The organism is Acinetobacter amyesii, from assembly GCF_002018365.1.
GTDB classification, from domain to species: Bacteria; Pseudomonadota; Gammaproteobacteria; order Pseudomonadales; family Moraxellaceae; genus Acinetobacter; species Acinetobacter amyesii.
This window is the reverse complement of the sequence record NZ_MVKX01000006.1, coordinates 191768-210273: the sequence shown is the minus strand read 5'-3', so window position 1 is coordinate 210273 and position 18506 is coordinate 191768. Positions and strand designations below refer to the sequence as shown.

The following is an 18506-nucleotide window of genomic DNA, read 5'->3' as shown; positions in this document are numbered from 1 at the left end:
CTTCAGTCTAACAAATTTCCTGATGTCGTACGATGGGCCTATCAAAACTTGGATGAATGGATTTTGTAAATGCACACGAATGCGTCCCGAATCTGGCTGTACCTTCTGTTATAATGTGCCGCAATCAATTTTGTCAGATTAAGGACTCATTATGCGTATCGACCAACGAGCATTAGATCAATTACGTGAAGTAAAAATTACCCGTAACTACACACGTTATGCGGAAGGTTCTGTATTGGTTGAATTTGGTCATACAAAAGTTCTTTGTACTGCGAGTGTCGACAACTCTGTGCCGCGTTTCCTTAAAGGAAAAGGTCAGGGTTGGGTGACTGCTGAATATGGCATGTTACCTCGTTCAACACATACACGTACTGACCGTGAAGCGGCACGTGGTAAACAAAGCGGTCGTACTCAAGAAATTCAACGTCTGATTGGTCGTAGCTTACGCGCGATGGTCGATTTGAAAAAATTGGGTGAAAATACCATCAGCATCGACTGTGATGTGATTCAGGCAGATGGCGGTACACGTACAGCATCAATTACAGGTGCAGCAGTTGCTTTGGTCGATGCAATGAATGTCTTGCTTGAAAATAAAAAAATTAAACAAGATCCATTAAAAGGTTTAGTTGCTGCGATTTCTGTAGGGATGTATCAAGACGAAGCATTACTTGATCTTTGCTATGAAGAAGATTCAAGCTGCCAAACAGACATGAACGTGGTGATGACACAAGCTGGTGAGTTCATTGAACTTCAAGGCACAGCAGAAGACAAACCATTTACACGTACACAGTGTAATGAAATGCTTGAATTGGCTGAAAAAGGTATTCAAGAATTGATCAAAAAACAACAAGAAGCTTTAGGCTGGTAAGTTGTTTGATTCAGTTCCAACTGAATAAAGAACGCATCTTCGGATGCGTTTTTTTATGCGTTGAATATAGAAAATCCAACACGAATCGGCTATTCAGTAGTATGTCTTTGACTCAAATTAATAGGATCAGGATGCTTTGAAGGACTAAAAATGAAAAATTGGATGATGTATTTTTCTTTGTTCAGCATATTGTTGATCAGTGGTTGTGATTTTTTTGGGAATCAGGATCAAGAGAGTGAAGGTGGTCGTTTTTCTGAACAAAGTGAAAACTCAAAAGATCAGGACGATGATCAAGATGAGCGCGAGCCGCATGAAGACGATTCGGAGCATGAAAAGGACTCTGAACATGAAGATGAAGCTGAACGAGCTAAACAACAGAAAGATGATGATTAAATCATGCTAGAGGTTAAGCATCAAAAAGGGTGCAACAGCACCCTTTATTTATGTTTAGAGTAAGTCTAGAGCGTTAGGCATTAAAGCGCATCGATAAATCAATCGCTGTGACATCTTTGGTGAGCACACCCATCGAAATATAATCAACCCCTGTCGTTGCCACTTCACGTAAGTTTGCAATGGTGATATTGCCTGAGGCTTCAAGTTTGCAGCGACCATTCACGTGTTTGACAGCATCAATCATTTGTTGCTGACTAAAGTTATCCAACATCACAATATCCGCACCTGCTTCCAATGCTTGGTTGAGTTCATCCCAAGTTTCGACTTCAACTTCCACAGGTTTACCCGGTGCAATCTGGTGTGCTTTGGCAATTGCTTGTTGGATGCCACCTGCTGCCATGATGTGATTTTCTTTAATTAGAAATGCATCAAATAAACCTAAGCGATGGTTTTGACCACCTCCGACAGCAACCGCATATTTTTGTGCAATACGTAGGCCTGGCAAGGTTTTACGGGTATCGAGTAGACGAGTATGCAAACCTTCAAGCTGCTGGACATAGGCAGCGGTTTTGGTTGCAACCGCAGATAAGGTTTGCACAAAATTTAAGGCTGGACGCTCAACCGTAAGTAAGCTACGCGCAGAACCTGCGAGTTTTAAAAAGGCTTCGCCTGCGGCCACACGGTCACCATCATTTTTCAACCAAGTGACTTGGACAGTGGCATCATAAGCCTGAATGAGTGCATTGACCCAAGGCTGACCTGCCAAGATCATCTCTTCACGGCTGATAATCGTTGCAGTGGCTTGTTCATCTTCTGGAGTTAATAGGGCAGTAATATCGCCTTCGCCAATATCTTCTTGTAATGCGTGTTGAATATTGATTTGGATTGATTGTTCAAGCAAAGATTGCGATATGCTCATAAGAAGTTCCGTATCTTTTTTAACCCAGGAAAATGTGCGCGTTATATTAGCATTGTTCCTGAAAAATGAGCGATTTTTAACTACTTTCACAGACTTGAATTGAGATTTCAATGTGAAAGTTTTAGCATTAAAACTTTCAAGTAGGGCTCGGCATTTTGATCTGCAGCATTGCAGGCCGGCTTAGACACAGGATTCTTTTATGTCACAAGCAACAACATTTCAGGTGCAGGATGGGCAATTGCTAGGTGCGCGTCAAATTCCATCACCGAATTTTAACCAGCGTCCTGAAGATACCGAAATTCAGCTTGTCGTCATTCATAATATTAGTTTGCCACCTTCTCAGTTTGGCGGTGGTTATATCGAACAATTTTTCCAAAATCAGTTGGATTGGTCGAAACATCCTTATTTTCAAACCATTGAAGGGATGCAGGTATCGACACATTTATTGATTCTGCGTACGGGTGAAGTCCTACAGTTTGTCAATTTTAATGATCGGGCTTGGCATGCAGGTCGCTCAACCTATTTAGCGCAAAAAGAATGTAATGATTATTCGATAGGCATTGAACTCGAAGGAAGTGATGATTTACCTTTTGAGGCTGCACAATATGCCGTGCTGACCGAGGTCGTGGCATGTTTACAACAGGCTTATCCTAAAATTCAACAACATATTGCAGGGCATTCAGATATTGCACCGGGACGTAAAACTGATCCGGGTCCATTTTTTGAGTGGAACGCTTTTCGTCAGCAGCTGCATCATTTTAAAAACAAATAAACAATACACACTGCGTTTAATAAATCAATGAAATTCCTTGACGAGTTTCATTACAATAGGCGCACTTTCAAAAGTGAGAAATACCGATGGCGCTTTGGCGTTCGACAGTCATTGTCAGTGCAATGACTATGTTGTCCCGTGTATTGGGACTGGTACGGGATATTGTCCTGTTAAATGTATTTGGTGCAGGTAAAGACTTCGACACCTTCGTAGTAGCCTTTCGTATTCCTAACTTTTTTAGGCGTTTATTCGCAGAAGGGGCATTTTCACAAGCCTTCATTCCTGTATTGACCGAATATAAAACCAGTCGAACCCATGCCGAAGTCCAGATTCTGATTAGCCGTGTTTTTGGCTGTTTAGGTCTGGTCATGACCAGCTTGACGTTTATCGCGATGGTGGCCGCACCCGCGATTATTTATATCTATGCACCGGGTTTCCATGGTGATGCAGACAAGTTTGCGTTAGCCACCGATATGTTCCGCCTAACGATTCCTTACTTACTGTTTATGTCTTTAACGGCATTTGCCAGCAGTATTTTGAATAGTTATGGCTCATTTAGTACACCTGCGTTCGCTCCAGTGTTACTTAATGTCGCGATGATTGCCGGTGCGCTATGGTTAACCCCTTATATGGCTGAGCCAATTATGGCTTTGGGTTGGTCTGTTGTCGCTGCAGGATTCTTGCAATTGGCGATTCAGATTCCTGAGCTATGGCGTAAAAAATTACTGATTCCACCGAAAGTTGACTTCAAACATGAAGGTGTTGATCGCATCATGAAGTTGATGCTGCCAGCGCTGTTTGGTGTCTCAGTGACGCAGATCAACCTGCTGTTGAACACCATTTGGGCGTCTTTCATGCAAGATGGTTCAGTGTCATGGCTGTATAGTGCTGAACGTATGACAGAGCTGCCTTTAGGTTTGATTGGGGTGGCCATTGGTACCGTGATTTTACCGTCATTGTCTGCACGCCATGCTGAACAGGATCAAGATAAATTCCGCCGTATGATTGATTGGGCGGCTAAGGTCATTATCTTGGTAGGTGTGCCTGCCAGTATTGCACTGTTCATGCTCTCGACACCTATTATTCAGGCCTTATTTGAACGTGGTCAATTTAGCTTTGAAGATACACAAATGACTGCATTGGCATTGCAGTGTATGAGTGCTGGTGTGATTTCATTCATGTTGATCAAGGTGTTTGCACCAGGGTTTTATGCGCAGCAAGATACCAAAACTCCAGTACGTGTAGGTTTAATGGCGGTCGCAGCCAATGCTATTCTGAACGTGGTGTTTATTGGGTTCTTTAAACTGATTGATTGGCATGCCGAGCATATGGCTTTGGCCTTGGCATCATCGGGTTCCGCATTAGTGAATGCAGGGATGCTGTATTTTTATTTACATAAGCGCAATATTTTCCGTTTTGGTGCGCATTGGAAAAAGTTGGTGATTCAGTTTGCGATTGCCAATGCTGTGATGATTGCTGCTCTGTGGTATGGCTTAACATGGTACAACGGTGATGTGTCTGCGTGGATGCGTGTAGCGGAAGTGATCATCTTATGTGTGGTTGGCGTTGCTGCATATGGTATTGCCTTAATTGCAACAGGCTTTAGACCTCGTCACTTAAAACCATAAAGCTAAAATTATCGAGCTAAAACCATACTACGTAGTACGTTTTCCGTTGATGTAAAAAATAAGAGCCCATAGGCTCTTATTTTTTTGATTGAGACTCAAGATGATAAAAACATAGGTTTCTGATTCATGAGTCTGAGGGGAGTAATTTGTAGTTTAAAACGACATTCAATCAGTCGCCTAAACTTTTCCTCGAGAGAGGAAACCAACAATTGCGAGAATGACTGCAATAACCAAAAGAATAACAGCAAAGTCTTTGGATAAGCCTGCCACACCACCAAAACCTAGCAGACTCGCAATCAAAGCAATTACAGCGAAAATAATAGCCCAGCGGAACATAGTTTTATCTCCATGTGATTTTTTATTCTGTCTCATCAGTATAGGAGTCACAGAAAGCATGCTATGTATTCTTTTGTTTATTTAATGTTCAATATTCGGTAACTTAAACAAGGAATTTATGTGCGGGTTCAGTTAATATGCCTGCCACCTTCGTTGCGAGCGAGAAGATGACCGATACTCTACGCCCACATTTTTGGAAAAAGCATGCTTTGACTGAACTCACCCATTTAGAGTGGGAGTCCCTCTGTGATGGTTGCGGGCTGTGTTGTTTAATCAAGCTTGAAGATGAAGATACGCAAGAGGTGGCTTACACCAAAGTGGCATGCAAACTTTTAGATTGTGAAACGGCCAGTTGTTCCGATTATCCAAATCGCAAATCACACGTTGCAGACTGCATACAGCTGACACCTGAACAAATTCACCAATTTCATTGGCTACCGCCGAGCTGTGCTTATCGTAGAATTTCTGAAGGTAAAGATTTACCACGTTGGCATCATCTCGTGACGGGAAATCGTGACAGTATTTTGAAGGCACGAAAGTCTGCCGCAGGGCGTTGCATCAGTGAAGAAGACGTCAACCCTGATGATATTGAAGATTATATTGTGCGTTGGGTACGCTAAAGGACACAGATACGCTCAATTTTGGGGCTAGAATTGATCTTGTATCATGGCCAGAAAGTCTTGTTCTGACAGAACCTGAAAACCATGCTGTTTGAGGAGTGCTGTGGTTACTCCATAGCCTTCAATTTTCGTACGCGTAAAGCTGCCATCATAAATATAATGACTGCCGCACGACGGGCTACGATCTTTTAAGACCACCACATCAACCTTATGTAATTGGGCCAATTCCAACATGCGGTGGGCACCCGCGATAAATTCAGCACTGACATCTGTGCCTAAGACATCTTTGACTTGGGCTGTGCCATTGAGCACATCACTGGCTTGACCATTTTGAATTTCTGCAGGAAAACGTGGACAGCTAAGGCCACCCATCATTTCAGGACATGCGGTAATGACCTGATGGGTCTGCATGAGTTGGCAAATCGCTTCTTGTGTATTTGATTTGGCATCATAGCGAACGGGTTGGCCTGCAAGACAGGCACTGACTAAATACTTCAGTGTCATCGTGTCATGCTCCACAAGTTTTAGCGACTTAAAAGTTCCATCGCATGGTCATAACTGAGCGGGCGATAAAAGTAAAAACCTTGTCCAGTATGACAATTACATTCTTTTAAGGTATCGACCTGTTCCGGTTTCTCTATACCTTCAACCAGTATATTCAGGGAAACACTCGCACCAATTTGGGTAATCGCTTTGACAATCGCCAGTGCTGAACAGTCGGTGTGCATACGTTCCACAAAATTACGGTCGATTTTAATACAGTCGACAGGGTAATTACTCAGGCGTGTTAATGATGAATGACCTGTACCAAAGTCATCTAAAGAAATGTGGATGCCATGGTCTTTCAATAAATTGAGGGCGCGAATCACATAATTTGAGCCACGTTCCGACAGGCTTTGCTCGGTAATTTCGACTTCAATAATGTCCGGTGAAATACCAAACTGCTTTAAGCGATTCAGTAGTTTTTCCGCATAATCATCACGTAAAAATTCGACAGGGGCAGCATTTATTGAAATTGGTAGCGGTTGTAGTCCGAGTTCAATCCATTTTTGAATATCTTGAAAGATTTTAATTTGCATCATTTCACTAATACGTGAAGCCAATTCATAATCTTGAAATGCAGCAAAAATTTGAGAAGGTAATTGTAATTGTTGGTCTTTATCGTACCAACGCAGCAAAGCTTCAAAGCCGACCACTTGACTGTCAGAAAGGCGAACTTTGGGTTGATAAAACGGAATAATTTGATTGGACTTAATCAGGCTGCGCGCTAATGTTAATTGACGAGTGGTGTTTTCAAGGATTTTGAACATGGTGTGGTTAAACATTCGGACCCCACCTCGACCACTGCCTTTTAAATCATTCAGTGCAATATCCGCGCATTTAAGTAAATTCGAGGAATTTTGTGCATCGCGTGGGTAGATCGCGCAGCCAATACTCATCCCAATATTGATGCTTTGCCCATTATAGAAAATCGGCATATCCATTTGCTGACAAGCAATACTGGCAATATCTGTTAATTGTTGTTGCGATTTTAAGTTGGGAATAGAAATGGCAAATTCATCACCACCTAAGCGTGAAACCACGATATTTGCATCAAAACAGTGCTGAAAACGCTGCCCAAGGGTATGCAGTAAATGATCTCCAGCACTATGTCCTAAGGTGTCATTAATATGCTTAAAATAATCCAGATCGATCAATAACAAACCCAGTTGTTGCTGATGTTCTCGCGCCACTCTTAAGTGACTTTTAAAGACTCGACTAAAGGCACGGCGGTTTAATAAACCCGTTAAATCATCTTGTTCAATGATGCGTTGAAGTTTATTTTCGGCCAGTCGCTGTACCGTAATATCACGGGAGACACAGAGGATTTCTTTGACTTGGCCATATTCATTGAATACTGGGCTGAGCATGTTATCCCAATAAGCCACGGGTTCATCGGCCACTTGGCTCATGCCAACAAAGCGAGAAGTTTTTCCTTGTTTGGCTTCTGCAAAAGCATTCAGACACGCGTCACGGACTTCTTCAGGCAATAATTTGTGCCATGACATACCAAACTCAGTTTCGGTCGGGGACACACCGAGAGCTAAGCAACCAGCGCGGTTCATATGCAGAATATGACCGTCTAGGCTTAATAATTTAATACAGTCGACACTGGCATCTAACATTTGATTACGGCTGTCGAGTTTTTCGCGTAATTCTGCACATTGGGTATGTTGTAATTGTATATTCTTGGCTTGAGGCATTTGTTGAAATGAATTTATAGGTAGATCAATGCCTTGTTGAACTTGAGGTATTTGCTTTTGCTTTAATGATTGCTTCATACAATCTGTCCAATTGGGTCAGGCAAGCTAAAAATGGGATATCTAGCCGATCATACTTTAATTTGATCGATAAGGGATAGGATCTCTTGTTACATTATAGTTAACATTCGCCTAAGGATTTTTACATGCAAGATACTTAAATAACGACATTAAACCAGCCTCTTAAATTGAATATCGAATAAAGCAAAGATTCTGCCAAGGCAGTGTTAGAATAGAAAAAACGTCCCCAATTGCCGGAAACGAAATAATAAGATGTCAGACAGCCAAATTCCTCTTCCTGAACGCATGCGTCCTCATGATTTATCGCAAATTATTGGACAAGATCACCTATTAGGTGAAGATGCACCGTTACGTCAGATGATTGACCAAGGGCATTTACCATCGATTATTTTTTGGGGACCACCGGGTGTAGGTAAAACCACGATTGCGTTGTTGTTGGCGCAGGCTGTTGACCGACCATTTATTAGTTTATCTGCGCTCAATACTGGTGTGAAAGAATTACGTGAAATCATCGCCGATGGTGGAGATTTACTGACACCTGTGGTGTTTATTGATGAAATTCATCGTTTTAATAAGTCACAACAAGATGCCTTACTGAATGCCGTCGAAAAGGGCAAAATTACCCTGATCGGTGCAACCACAGAAAACCCCTCATTTGAAGTCAACAATGCCTTATTGTCGCGTTGTCAGGTCTATACCTTAAATGCTCTGGATAATGACGCAATTCAGCGCTTATTGGATCAAGCCATTCAGCAAGATTCGTTTTTAAAAGAGCGTTATATTCAAATCGAAGAATATGAAGCTTTATTTCAATTTGCCGCAGGTGACGCTCGTAAAGCATTAAATCTTTTAGATTTAATCGCCAGTACGTTTGAGCCAGATTTGGAAAATATTATTAGCAATGCGGTGGTGGTCAAAGTTGCGCAGCAAAATATTGCACGCTATGACAAATCGGGCGAACAGCATTACGATCTAGTTTCGGCTTTTATTAAGTCGATTCGAGGCAGTGATCCAGATGCCGCTTTGTATTGGATGGCTCGAATGCTCAAAGGAGGTGAAGATCCTGTTTTTATTGCCCGTCGTATGTTGATTGCGGCATCTGAAGATATTGGCAACTCAAATCCAAATGCTTTGCTGTTGGCAGGAGAATGCTTCCGATCTGTGCAGGCAATTGGTATGCCTGAATGTCGAATCATTTTGGGGCAATGTGCGGTGTACTTGGCAACCAGTGCAAAAAGTAACAGCACTTATTTGGCCATCAACAAAGCTTTAGATTTGGCAGAAAAAACCTCGAATTTACCCGTGCCATTACATTTGAGAAATGCACCAACCAAATTGATGAAAGAGCAAGGCTATGGCGTGGACTATTTATATCCACATAATTATCCTGAACATTTTGTCATGCAAGACTATATGCCGCCTGAACTGAAAGGCACTAAGCTGTATGAGTCTGCACGCAATAAACGTGAAGTCGAAGGTGAGCGTTTGCAGCAACGCCGTTGGATGCAACAACAACAGCAACAATGATTTGAATGATCATAATGGAAAGGCGCTTCGGCGCCTTTTTTTATGTCTATTTCACGCAAAAAAAAGCCCAACTCAAGGCGAGCTGGGCTGAAAAAATAGGATGTCTTTGGGGAGATACATCCTAGAGGGTAGATGGAAAATCTGGTCGGCATACACATTGGAAACTTATAGATCCTAGTGCTGCCTGGTATGTGGCTATCTTAGTGTGAACTTGGTTAAATGTGAAACAGAGGATTTTTATGGTTAACATTTGTTTTTTCGATCATGGATTAATCGAGTAATATTTCATTAAAAAACCGAGCTAAAGAGCTCGGTTTTTCAAATCGATGAACGACTTAGATATCAGAAAGGTCGATACCTAAACGTGCAGCAACTTCTTCATACGCTTCAACCACACCGCCTAAACCTTGACGGAAACGGTCTTTGTCGAGTTTTTTCTTAGTGTCTTTGTCCCATAGACGGCAGCCGTCTGGAGAGAATTCGTCACCCAGTACGATACGGTCGTGGAACACACCAAATTCAAGTTTAAAGTCAACAAGCAACATGTTGCCTGCATCGAATAGACCTTTAAGTACTTCGTTTACTTTATAAGTCAATTCTTTCATTTGAGCGAGTTGTTCAGCAGTCGCCCAACCTAAAGCAATCGCTTGTGATTCATTCACCATTGGGTCGCCTAACGCATCGTCTTTGAAGAACAATTCGAAAGTTGGCGGAGTAAGTTCTTTACCTTCTTCAACGCCTAAACGACGGCAAAGTGAACCTGCTGCATAGTTACGGATTACGCACTCTACAGGAACCATGGTTAATTTTTTCACTAAAACTTCAGTTGGAGAAAGAAGTTTTTCGAAATGAGTTTCGATACCAGCCGCAGCCAATTTTTCCATGATAAAGGCGTTAAAACGGTTGTTCACCTTACCTTTGCGATCCAGTTGTTCAATTTTTTCACCGTTGAATGCAGAAGCATCGTCACGGAAAACTAGGATGAGGTGGTCAGAACTATCTGTTTCATAAACAGATTTCGCTTTACCAGTATAGAGCAAGGTTTGTTTTAACATGAGGGAACCTTTTTCGAGAAAAAATGCCTAGTACGACTAGGCTGGCCAATTTTGGTAAATCTGAGCTAACAGATCTGCAGCTTTTTCTTTGTCTGCAAAACTGTTATCGGCATTGAACACAGCGATGTTATTGCTTGAACCTACAGAAGAAAGTCTTAAAACATAGGTCTGTTGATCGACCTTGACGGTTACTTCGTAACGGTTTTTGCTCTGACCAACAATGGTATGGTTAAGGCTGCTGAGGGTAGCAAGTGTGTATTGCCAAATTGTAGCAGAATTTCCTTCAACTTTGATCAGCGGATTTTGATTTCCATCCACCAATAGTTGAGGACGGCTAATATTTGTACTGTCTATTGAGGAATCAGCAACGACATTATTTTTTTCCTCGGCTGGACGAGGAAGGGCATAGCGGTTGCCGCGCTTGTTTTCAAGATTTGGCGCATGCTCAATTGCAAGCGGGTCAACCGATGGAGCAGGATACAAAGGCGTTGCAGGACGAACCATCGACCCTTCAGGGTATTTCAGTGGTTCAACATCTGTGGTTTGTTTATAGTCCAGTGTGCCGTTATTAAAGGCAAGTGAACTACAACCGGCTAATGTAAACACTGAAAGTGCCAGGCTAAGTCCTAAACGTAATTGCATGATGTTTGCTCTTCTTTATTTGATAACGCCCGCAGTGATGAGTGCTTCACGAAGCGGAGTGCGATATTGTTCTGCAAGGGGTGTTAATGGTAAGCGAATGCCTGTTTCAATCAGGTTCATCTCATGAAGTGCCCATTTCACAGGAATTGGGTTCGATTCGCAAAATAAAATTTGATGTAAATTTGCAACAGTATTGTTTTGTTGCTCGGCTTGAGCTGCATCACCCGCCAAAGCGCTTGCGCACATTTCGCTCATTTCTTTTGGCGCCACGTTCGCAGTAACCGAAATGTTGCCTTGAGCACCTAAACCCATCAACTGATAAGCCGTTGCATCATCACCTGAGTACACCACCATATCTTTGCCTTTTAGGCCTTCAATGAGTTCTTGACCACGAGGAACATCGCCAGTTGCGTCTTTAATGCCCACGATTTGTGGAATATCAGCAAGACGGATCACGGTGTCATTGTGCATGTCTACACCGGTACGGCCAGGTACGTTGTATAGAATTTGAGGTAAATCAACAGCTTCAGCAATCGCTTTGTAGTGCTGATACAGGCCTTCTTGGGTCGGTTTGTTATAGTAAGGTGTAACTAATAATGCCGCATCTGCACCTAATTCTTTGGCTTCTTTGGTGAGTTCAATTGCTTCGTGGGTTGAGTTTGCACCTGTGCCGGCAATAATTGGAATGCGTTTGTTCGCCACACGGATGATTTCTTTGATCACCTGAGTGTGTTCGGCCATGCTTAGGGTAGAAGCTTCACCTGTAGTCCCTACAGCAACAATACTGTTGGTGCCTTGCTTTATATGCCACTCAACCAGCTTCTCGAGGCTCTTCCAATCTACGCTGCCATCTTCAAACATTGGGGTGACGATTGCGACAATTGAACCTTGAATGGTCTGAGCTTGCTGAGTCATTTTGAAAAGCTATCCTATTTGTCCATCCGACAAGATGAAATATAGATTTCTGGATGGTTTCGAATTTTGATTTGTAGCATGTTCATTGGGCTATACCCAAATTGAATAATGCTTACGCAAATTATGACTGATCAAACGCATAAGAACAATATGCTTTGGTCAAAGCCATAAAATTCTTTATACAAATCAAACTTAAAACAATCAAGTGTAAAATAGCGGTTTTTTTGCAGCCTGAAAATTGTTCAGCAGGGCTGAATCTTGAAAATGTTTTACTCAATCGAGAGGGTTGGCATGGCTGATGGGGATTGATTAAATCATCAGCAAAAGGTTGATCTATCTGTATTCCGTGCTTTTTAATCAGAATTTAAGATTAAATAACAATGACTAAAGATTTAAAAACTATATCAATTCGCTCGGGTTTTATTACAAATGATTGTTAAAAACTTGGGTAATAATCTTTTTTTTATCTAATAGAAGTGGACATGTTTTTATGCGCGTATAAAAAAATCGCTTGATTTGACTGTTCATTGCACGATTCATATTTTTTTATTTCAAATCTTTAATTGTTTTTACGACTTTGTGACTTAAAGCACAAAAACTATTACACCATGCACGTAATCGAATTTCAGACGAAAGGCTTCAACTTATTGGTAGTTATATCCTCTATACGGCTCAGCGATGATGCGAACTTAATTTGAACGCTGATGACAACAAGGATTCTCCAATGGAAAAGTCAGATAACAAGCATGCTATTGTCACGGTAGCAATCTGTTTCCTTATTGCCGTAATCGAAGGTCTGGATATTCAGGCTGCAGGTATTGCAGCAGCAGGGATTCGTGAATATTTCGGGCTGGATAGCTCGCAGCTAGGGGTGTTTTTTAGTGCCGGTATTTTAGGATTATTACCTGGTGCTTTGGTGGGTGGTCGTATTGCAGACCGAGTGGGCCGTAAAAAAGTATTAATTTGGTCTACGGGGATGTTCGCCATCTTTACCTTATGTACGGTATGGGTAAATAGCTTCCATAGCTTACTAGCTGTACGTTTTCTTGCCGGTGCGGGTTTAGGGGCAGCAATGCCAATTTTAATTACCTTGGCATCTGAAGCGGTAACGCCACAAAATCGTGGTCGTGCAGTCGGTTTGATGTACTGTGGTATGCCTGTGGGTGCGGCAATTTTGTCATTGGTTGCAATGACAGACTTCGGTGCAAACTGGAAAAATATTTTCTATTTAGGTGGTTTATTACCGATCATTGTCATTCCATTGATGATCTGGTTCTTGCCTGAATCGCGTGAATTCTTGAAAGCCAAAGATCAAGCGGTTCAAGCGACTGCCAATGGCGAAGTACAACAAGGTGCTTTCAAAAACCTATTCAACACAGAAAACCGTTTACGTACCTTCTCAATTTGGGTGAGCTACTTCTTCACCTTGATGGTGGTGTACATCATGTTGAGCTGGTTACCGTCGTTGTTCACCGAACTCGGTTTCACACGTAAAGATGGTGCAACTGCGCAGTTCTACTTCATGGTGAGTGCAACCATTGGTACGATCATTTTAGGTATGTTGACTGACCGTTGGAAGAAAGCTTATGTGATCATTTTGATGTACGGCGGTATTTTGGCAGGTCTATTTGCGCTGAATGGTGCAGGTTCATTGACTCAAATGTACATGGCATCAGCTTTAGTCGGTGCATTCGTGATTGGTTGCCAAGGGGTGCTGTATGCCTTCGGTGGTATCGTATATCCAACACAGTTACGTGGTACGGGTGTTGGTGTAGCTTCAGCCGTTGGTCGTGTCGGTGCAATGTTAGGCCCTGCAATTGCCGGTCAGCTATTGGCAGCAGGTTTTGGTGCGGCAGGGGTGATTACCGCTGCAATTCCATGTATCGCAATCTCTGCAGTATTTATGTTGTTGTTGGTACGTCGTATTCCATCTTAAGGAACATGTCATATCAAAAAAGCCCGCATATTGCGGGCTTTTTTATGGCGACAATTGAAGTCGCGCTAATGCTTTAAATCAAGATAAATAAATGTATTTTATGTAAAAATACAGCAGAAAGAGAAAATAAAAAATCAACGTAGAGGGGCTATGTCAGCAAGAAAACTGGTCGCAATTTTTAAAGTTGATCAACGTGAATTCAGTTTGTATCTACATCAATACGAATTTATCTTGGAACTCAAACCTGTATTTCAAAGAAATCGCCAACAGCCGAGAAAAAATGCGTGGTTGGCCTTTGCCGATGAACCTACCCTAGAAGATGTTGCTGAAAATATTAATGCGTTTGAGGTCATGCAACAGACACGCAGCCATTTATTAAAATATATCTTTCAACATCAACCGCGATATTTTTATTTTCATGCCTCGACTCGGCGAAAAGCCCGTATTTACCCACGCTTTGCACAGCGTTTGGTTGAGCATTTGCCCAAGTATCGGTATTGTCAGGAAGGACAGTCATTTTATTTTTATGCACAGGACTGAATACTAAGGCTTTTAAAATATGAGCGAATCAGTAGAGTCGCCGACAATGCATGACAACGGATGGAGAGATATGCAAAAAAATACAGCGCTGATTGTGGTCGATGTACAAAATGGTTTTACCCCAGGTGGTCAGTTGGCTGTTGCCAATGCAGATCAAATTATTCCAGGGATTAATCAACTGGGACAATACTTTGCGAATATTGTGCTGACTCAAGATTGGCATCCAGCCGACCATATTTCTTTTGCTGAAAATCATCCTGAGCATGCACCTTATGACAGCATAGAGCTGAGTTATGGGGCGCAAGTACTGTGGCCGACGCATTGTGTACAAGGCACACAGGATGCCGAATTGCATCCTGATTTAAATTTACCGACGGCGCAGCTGATTATCCGGAAAGGTTTTCATCAACATATCGACAGCTACTCTGCGTTTATGGAAGCGGATCATAAAACCTCAACAGGTTTGGCGGGCTATTTGCGCGAACGTGGTATTGATACGGTCTTTGTGGTGGGGATCGCCACGGATTTCTGTGTTGCATGGACGGCAATGGATGCACGTAAGCTTGGTTTTGAAACTTTTGTGATTGCTGATTTGACCAAAGGGATCGATTTACAGGGTTCGCTTCAGCATGCATGGCAAGACATGTTGGCGAATGGGGTGAAGCGTATTTACCTGAAAGATATTGTGCAGCAGCATGCACAGGCATTATCTTTGGCATGACCCAGTGGGCTCAGTTGAGAAAAGGCACAAGGGTGTGCCTTTTTTTGTCCCTGTTTTTAAATGGAAGATGCCTATGTCGGCTTTCTTAAAATTCACTCAATTTGTGCAGAAAACATTTGCGATTTGGGTGGTGCTGTTTGCAGCGCTCGCCATGTTTTTTCCCGATGTATTTGTTTGGTTAAAAGCATATATCCCATGGATGCTAGGCATCATTATGTTGGGAATGGGCATGACCATGACACTGCAAGATTTTAAAAGTGTATTGCAAAGTCCTAAAGCTGTGATGATCGGGGTTTTGGCACAGTTTATTGTGATGCCGGGATTGGCATTTTTCTTGTGTAAATTATTGCAACTGCCGACAGAAATCGCGATCGGGGTCATTCTTGTCGGTTGCTGCCCGGGTGGAACGGCCTCTAATGTCATCACCTATATGGCAAAAGGCAATACCGCATTATCTGTTGCCTGTACCTCTGTTTCGACATTACTCGCACCGGTTTTAACCCCTGCGATTTTCTATTTGTTAGCAAGCCAATGGATTGAAATTAATGCGGCATCGATGTTGGTTTCAATTTTACAAGTGGTTTTATTTCCGATCATTGTGGGGTTAATGATTCGAACTGTCTTTAAGCACCGAGTGGATGCCTATATACAGGTCATGCCACTGGTTTCTGTTGTGGCAATTGTGGCGATTGTGGCAGCAATCATTGCGGGTAGTCGAACACAGATTTTGCAATCAGGTTTACTGATTCTGGGGGTAGTGGCCTTACATAATGGCTTGGGCTATCTATTGGGCTTTTGGGCCAGCCGACTATTTAAATTGCCCTATGCAGACTGTAAAGCAGTGTCGATTGAAGTTGGGATGCAAAACTCAGGTCTAGGTGTGGCATTGGCGGCCACCCATTTTGCCGCTTCACCTCTGACCGCTGTGCCGAGTGCGATTTTTAGTTTGTGGCACAATATCTCGGGTCCTGCACTGGCAACCTATTGGGCAGCACGGACGAGTGAGCCCAAAGCATCGGAACAAGACAAGCCTGTGCAATAAACAAAAAAACAATTCAGTAAAATAGAGGGCAAAGTCCCTCTTTTTTTGATGTCGAAAATAAATTTTACGATTTGATGAACACGGCTTTAGGGAATTGCATGCTTTTTTAATGGATTAATGCTATTTGTAACATAAGTGTCATATCCGCTGCCTAACATGCCGGCAAACACTTTAGATATAGACTGTTTCAAACAGCATTGAGAGGGTATGCCACATTTTCAGCATTCATCAGAGACCTATTATAATCGTGAATTGTCACTTTTAGATTTTAATCGGCGGGTCTTGGCTCAGGCACTCGATTCAAGTTTACCTTTACTTGAGCGCTTGAATTTTCTCATCATTTTTTCACGCAATTTAGATGAATTCTTTGAAATTCGTATTGCGGGGCTAATGAAACAACGAGATTTGAATGCGATTGCACGGACGCCAGATGCCATTCCGACTGAAGTGGTCTTAGATGAACTTTCCCAAGTGATTCATGACACGGTTGCACAGCAATACCAGACCCTTAATCATGCTGTATTGCCTGCGTTACAAAGTGAAGGCATTCGCTTTATTCAATTTAAAGATATTTTAGAAAAACATCGGGCGTGGATTAGCCATTATTTTAGTAAAGAAGTTCAACCGGTCTTAACGCCGATTAGCTTAGATCCATCGCATCCGTTTCCTCGCTTGGTCAATAAAAGCCTCAACTTTATTGTGAGCCTAGAAGGCAAAGATGCCTTTGGTCGTGCCATTGAAATGGCGATTGTGCCTGCGCCACGTTCGTTGCCGCGTTTAATCAAAATGCCCGTCGAAGTTGAAGGCAGTGCAGAGACACAAATTTTCCTGACCGCCATTATTCAGCAACATATCAATGATTTATTTCCGGGGATGAAAGCGACAGGCTGTTATGCCTTTCGAGTGACACGCAATGCAGATTTGGTTTTGGCTGAGGATGTGGATGACTTGGCTGTGGCATTAAAAGATGAATTGTCTTCACGGCGTTTTGGTCGGGCAGTTCGCTTAGAAATTGAAGATGATTGTCCGCAAAGCATTATTGATTATTTGTTAGATGAATTTGATTTGAGTGAGCAGGAACTCTATCGCATTGACGGCCCGATCAATTTATCACGTCTCAGTACCAGTTTTAATCGACCTGAACTGAAATATCCGGTCTATACACCGATTATTCCTAAAGTTTTTCGTAAACAAACCGCGATTTTTGATGTATTAAAAACACAAGATGTGTTGTTACATCATCCGTTTGACTCCTTTCAACCGGTCATCAACTTATTACGTGAAGCTGCAAAAGATCCGCAGGTTTTAGCCATTAAGCAGACGCTCTATCGCAGTGGGCCAGATTCAGACATCGTACAAGTTTTGGCGGAGGCCGCTCGCAACGGCAAGGAAGTAACCGCCGTCATCGAACTTCGGGCGCGGTTTGATGAAGAATCCAATATTACTGTGGCCAATATATTGCAAGAAGCTGGGGCTGTCGTGGTGTATGGCATTGTGGGCTATAAAACCCATGCCAAGATGATTTTGATTGTACGCCGTGAAAATAATCAGTTGTTACGCTACGCCCATTTGGGAACAGGTAACTACCACGCAGGCAATGCGCGGATGTATACCGATTATGGCCTGATGACGACGCATCCCGATATTTGCGAGGATGTGCATCGTATGTTTCAGGAACTGACCGGCATGGGCAAGATGGCGAAACTAAAAGCTTTATTGCATGCACCATTTACCCTGCATACTGAATTATTGAAACTAATTGAACAGGAAGTTGTTGCTGCACAAGCGGGAAAATACGCACGAATTATTGTGAAGGTCAATGCACTCACGGAACCGCAACTGATTGCTGCTTTGTATCGTGCATCGCAAGCAGGGGTGCGTGTAGATTTAATTATCCGTTCGATTTGTTGTTTGATTCCTCAGGTCAAAGGGATGTCTGAGAATATTCATGTGAGATCCATCGTCGGACGCTTCTTAGAGCATACTCGAGTGTATTATTTTGAGCATGCAGGCGAAAAACGATTGTACTGTGCCAGTGCCGATTGGATGGGACGTAACTTATTTTCACGGGTCGAAACATGTTTTCCCATTTTGGAAAGCCGTTTGAAAAAACGCATTATGAAGGATGGTTTACTTAACTATTTGGACGATAATCAAAATGCATGGGAAATGCAGTCGCATGGGCAATGGGAGAAAGTCGTGGTTGAAGCAGGTGCCGAACCGCAGAATGCGCAAAAATATTTGATTGCACAGAAAATTTCGACCGTTTAA

18 protein-coding genes are annotated in these 18506 nt (G+C 42.5%); 11 read left to right on the top strand and 7 right to left on the bottom strand.

Annotated features, from left to right (window positions below):
• Positions 1-151 precede the first annotated feature (151 nt).
• Together rph and B1202_RS10985 are read left to right on the top strand one after the other, a co-directional pair.
• Positions 152-868 (top strand): ribonuclease PH, encoded by a 717-nt coding sequence (gene rph / locus B1202_RS10990; protein WP_078190634.1) that lies wholly within the window; start codon positions 152-154, stop codon positions 866-868.
• Between the two features lie 150 nt (positions 869-1018).
• On the top strand, positions 1019-1261 hold the full coding sequence (locus B1202_RS10985) for a hypothetical protein (protein WP_078190633.1): 243 nt from the start codon (positions 1019-1021) through the stop codon (positions 1259-1261).
• A gap of 73 nt (positions 1262-1334) precedes the next feature.
• Here the strand turns inward: B1202_RS10985 and nadC are convergent, their stop codons facing one another.
• On the bottom strand, positions 1335-2180 hold the full coding sequence (nadC, locus tag B1202_RS10980) for a carboxylating nicotinate-nucleotide diphosphorylase (RefSeq protein ID WP_078190632.1): 846 nt from the start codon (positions 2178-2180) through the stop codon (positions 1335-1337).
• Positions 2181-2379: 199 nt separating this feature from the next.
• On the opposite strand from nadC, the gene ampD reads away from it, so the two are divergent.
• Complete coding sequence (gene ampD / locus B1202_RS10975; protein ID WP_078190631.1) at positions 2380-2952, top strand: 1,6-anhydro-N-acetylmuramyl-L-alanine amidase AmpD; 573 nt, start codon at positions 2380-2382, stop codon at positions 2950-2952.
• A gap of 86 nt (positions 2953-3038) precedes the next feature.
• Positions 3039-4580, top strand: a complete 1542-nt coding sequence (gene murJ / locus B1202_RS10970; protein ID WP_078190630.1) for a murein biosynthesis integral membrane protein MurJ — start codon at positions 3039-3041, stop codon at positions 4578-4580.
• Positions 4581-4757: 177 nt separating this feature from the next.
• Here the strand turns inward: murJ and B1202_RS10965 are convergent, their stop codons facing one another.
• Entirely contained in the window at positions 4758-4916 is a 159-nt protein-coding gene (locus tag B1202_RS10965) for a DUF1328 domain-containing protein (RefSeq protein WP_005006601.1), read from the bottom strand.
• 167 nt (positions 4917-5083) lie between these two features.
• Here B1202_RS10965 and B1202_RS10960 point away from each other — a divergent pair, with 167 nt between their 5' ends.
• Complete coding sequence (locus tag B1202_RS10960) at positions 5084-5536, top strand: YcgN family cysteine cluster protein (protein WP_078190676.1); 453 nt, start codon at positions 5084-5086, stop codon at positions 5534-5536.
• Positions 5537-5563: 27 nt separating this feature from the next.
• Here B1202_RS10960 and B1202_RS10955 read toward each other — a convergent pair whose 3' ends face one another.
• A complete protein-coding gene (locus B1202_RS10955; RefSeq protein ID WP_078190629.1) occupies positions 5564-6040 on the bottom strand; it encodes a DUF523 domain-containing protein in 477 nt (158 codons plus the stop codon).
• 20 nt (positions 6041-6060) lie between these two features.
• On the bottom strand, positions 6061-7857 hold the full coding sequence (locus tag B1202_RS10950) for an EAL and GGDEF domain-containing protein (RefSeq protein ID WP_078190628.1): 1797 nt from the start codon (positions 7855-7857) through the stop codon (positions 6061-6063).
• Positions 7858-8109: 252 nt separating this feature from the next.
• Between B1202_RS10950 and B1202_RS10945 the strand changes: the two genes are divergently transcribed.
• Complete coding sequence (locus B1202_RS10945) at positions 8110-9384, top strand: replication-associated recombination protein A (RefSeq protein WP_078190627.1); 1275 nt, start codon at positions 8110-8112, stop codon at positions 9382-9384.
• A gap of 335 nt (positions 9385-9719) precedes the next feature.
• On the opposite strand, the gene purC is transcribed toward B1202_RS10945, so the two are convergent.
• Genes purC through dapA form a run of 3 tightly spaced genes read right to left on the bottom strand, consistent with a single transcriptional unit; the run spans position 9720 to position 11996 of the window.
• Positions 9720-10439, bottom strand: a complete 720-nt coding sequence (purC, locus tag B1202_RS10940) for a phosphoribosylaminoimidazolesuccinocarboxamide synthase (protein ID WP_078190626.1) — start codon at positions 10437-10439, stop codon at positions 9720-9722.
• 36 nt (positions 10440-10475) lie between these two features.
• Positions 10476-11081 (bottom strand): lipoprotein-34 precursor (NlpB), encoded by a 606-nt coding sequence (locus tag B1202_RS10935; RefSeq protein WP_078190625.1) that lies wholly within the window; start codon positions 11079-11081, stop codon positions 10476-10478.
• Between the two features lie 15 nt (positions 11082-11096).
• Entirely contained in the window at positions 11097-11996 is a 900-nt protein-coding gene (dapA, locus tag B1202_RS10930; RefSeq protein WP_078190624.1) for a 4-hydroxy-tetrahydrodipicolinate synthase, read from the bottom strand.
• A gap of 724 nt (positions 11997-12720) precedes the next feature.
• On the opposite strand from dapA, the gene mhpT reads away from it, so the two are divergent.
• From mhpT to ppk1, 5 genes are all read left to right on the top strand, one after another.
• Complete coding sequence (gene mhpT / locus B1202_RS10925; protein WP_078190623.1) at positions 12721-13932, top strand: 3-(3-hydroxy-phenyl)propionate transporter MhpT; 1212 nt, start codon at positions 12721-12723, stop codon at positions 13930-13932.
• A gap of 150 nt (positions 13933-14082) precedes the next feature.
• A complete protein-coding gene (locus tag B1202_RS10920) occupies positions 14083-14472 on the top strand; it encodes a hypothetical protein (protein ID WP_078190622.1) in 390 nt (129 codons plus the stop codon).
• A 70-nt stretch (positions 14473-14542) separates the two neighbouring features.
• Positions 14543-15193, top strand: coding sequence for a bifunctional nicotinamidase/pyrazinamidase (pncA, locus tag B1202_RS10915; protein WP_078190621.1), 651 nt, complete (start codon positions 14543-14545; stop codon positions 15191-15193).
• A gap of 73 nt (positions 15194-15266) precedes the next feature.
• On the top strand, positions 15267-16235 hold the full coding sequence (locus B1202_RS10910; RefSeq protein ID WP_078190620.1) for a bile acid:sodium symporter family protein: 969 nt from the start codon (positions 15267-15269) through the stop codon (positions 16233-16235).
• Between the two features lie 207 nt (positions 16236-16442).
• Positions 16443-18506, top strand: a complete 2064-nt coding sequence (ppk1, locus tag B1202_RS10905) for a polyphosphate kinase 1 (protein WP_078190619.1) — start codon at positions 16443-16445, stop codon at positions 18504-18506.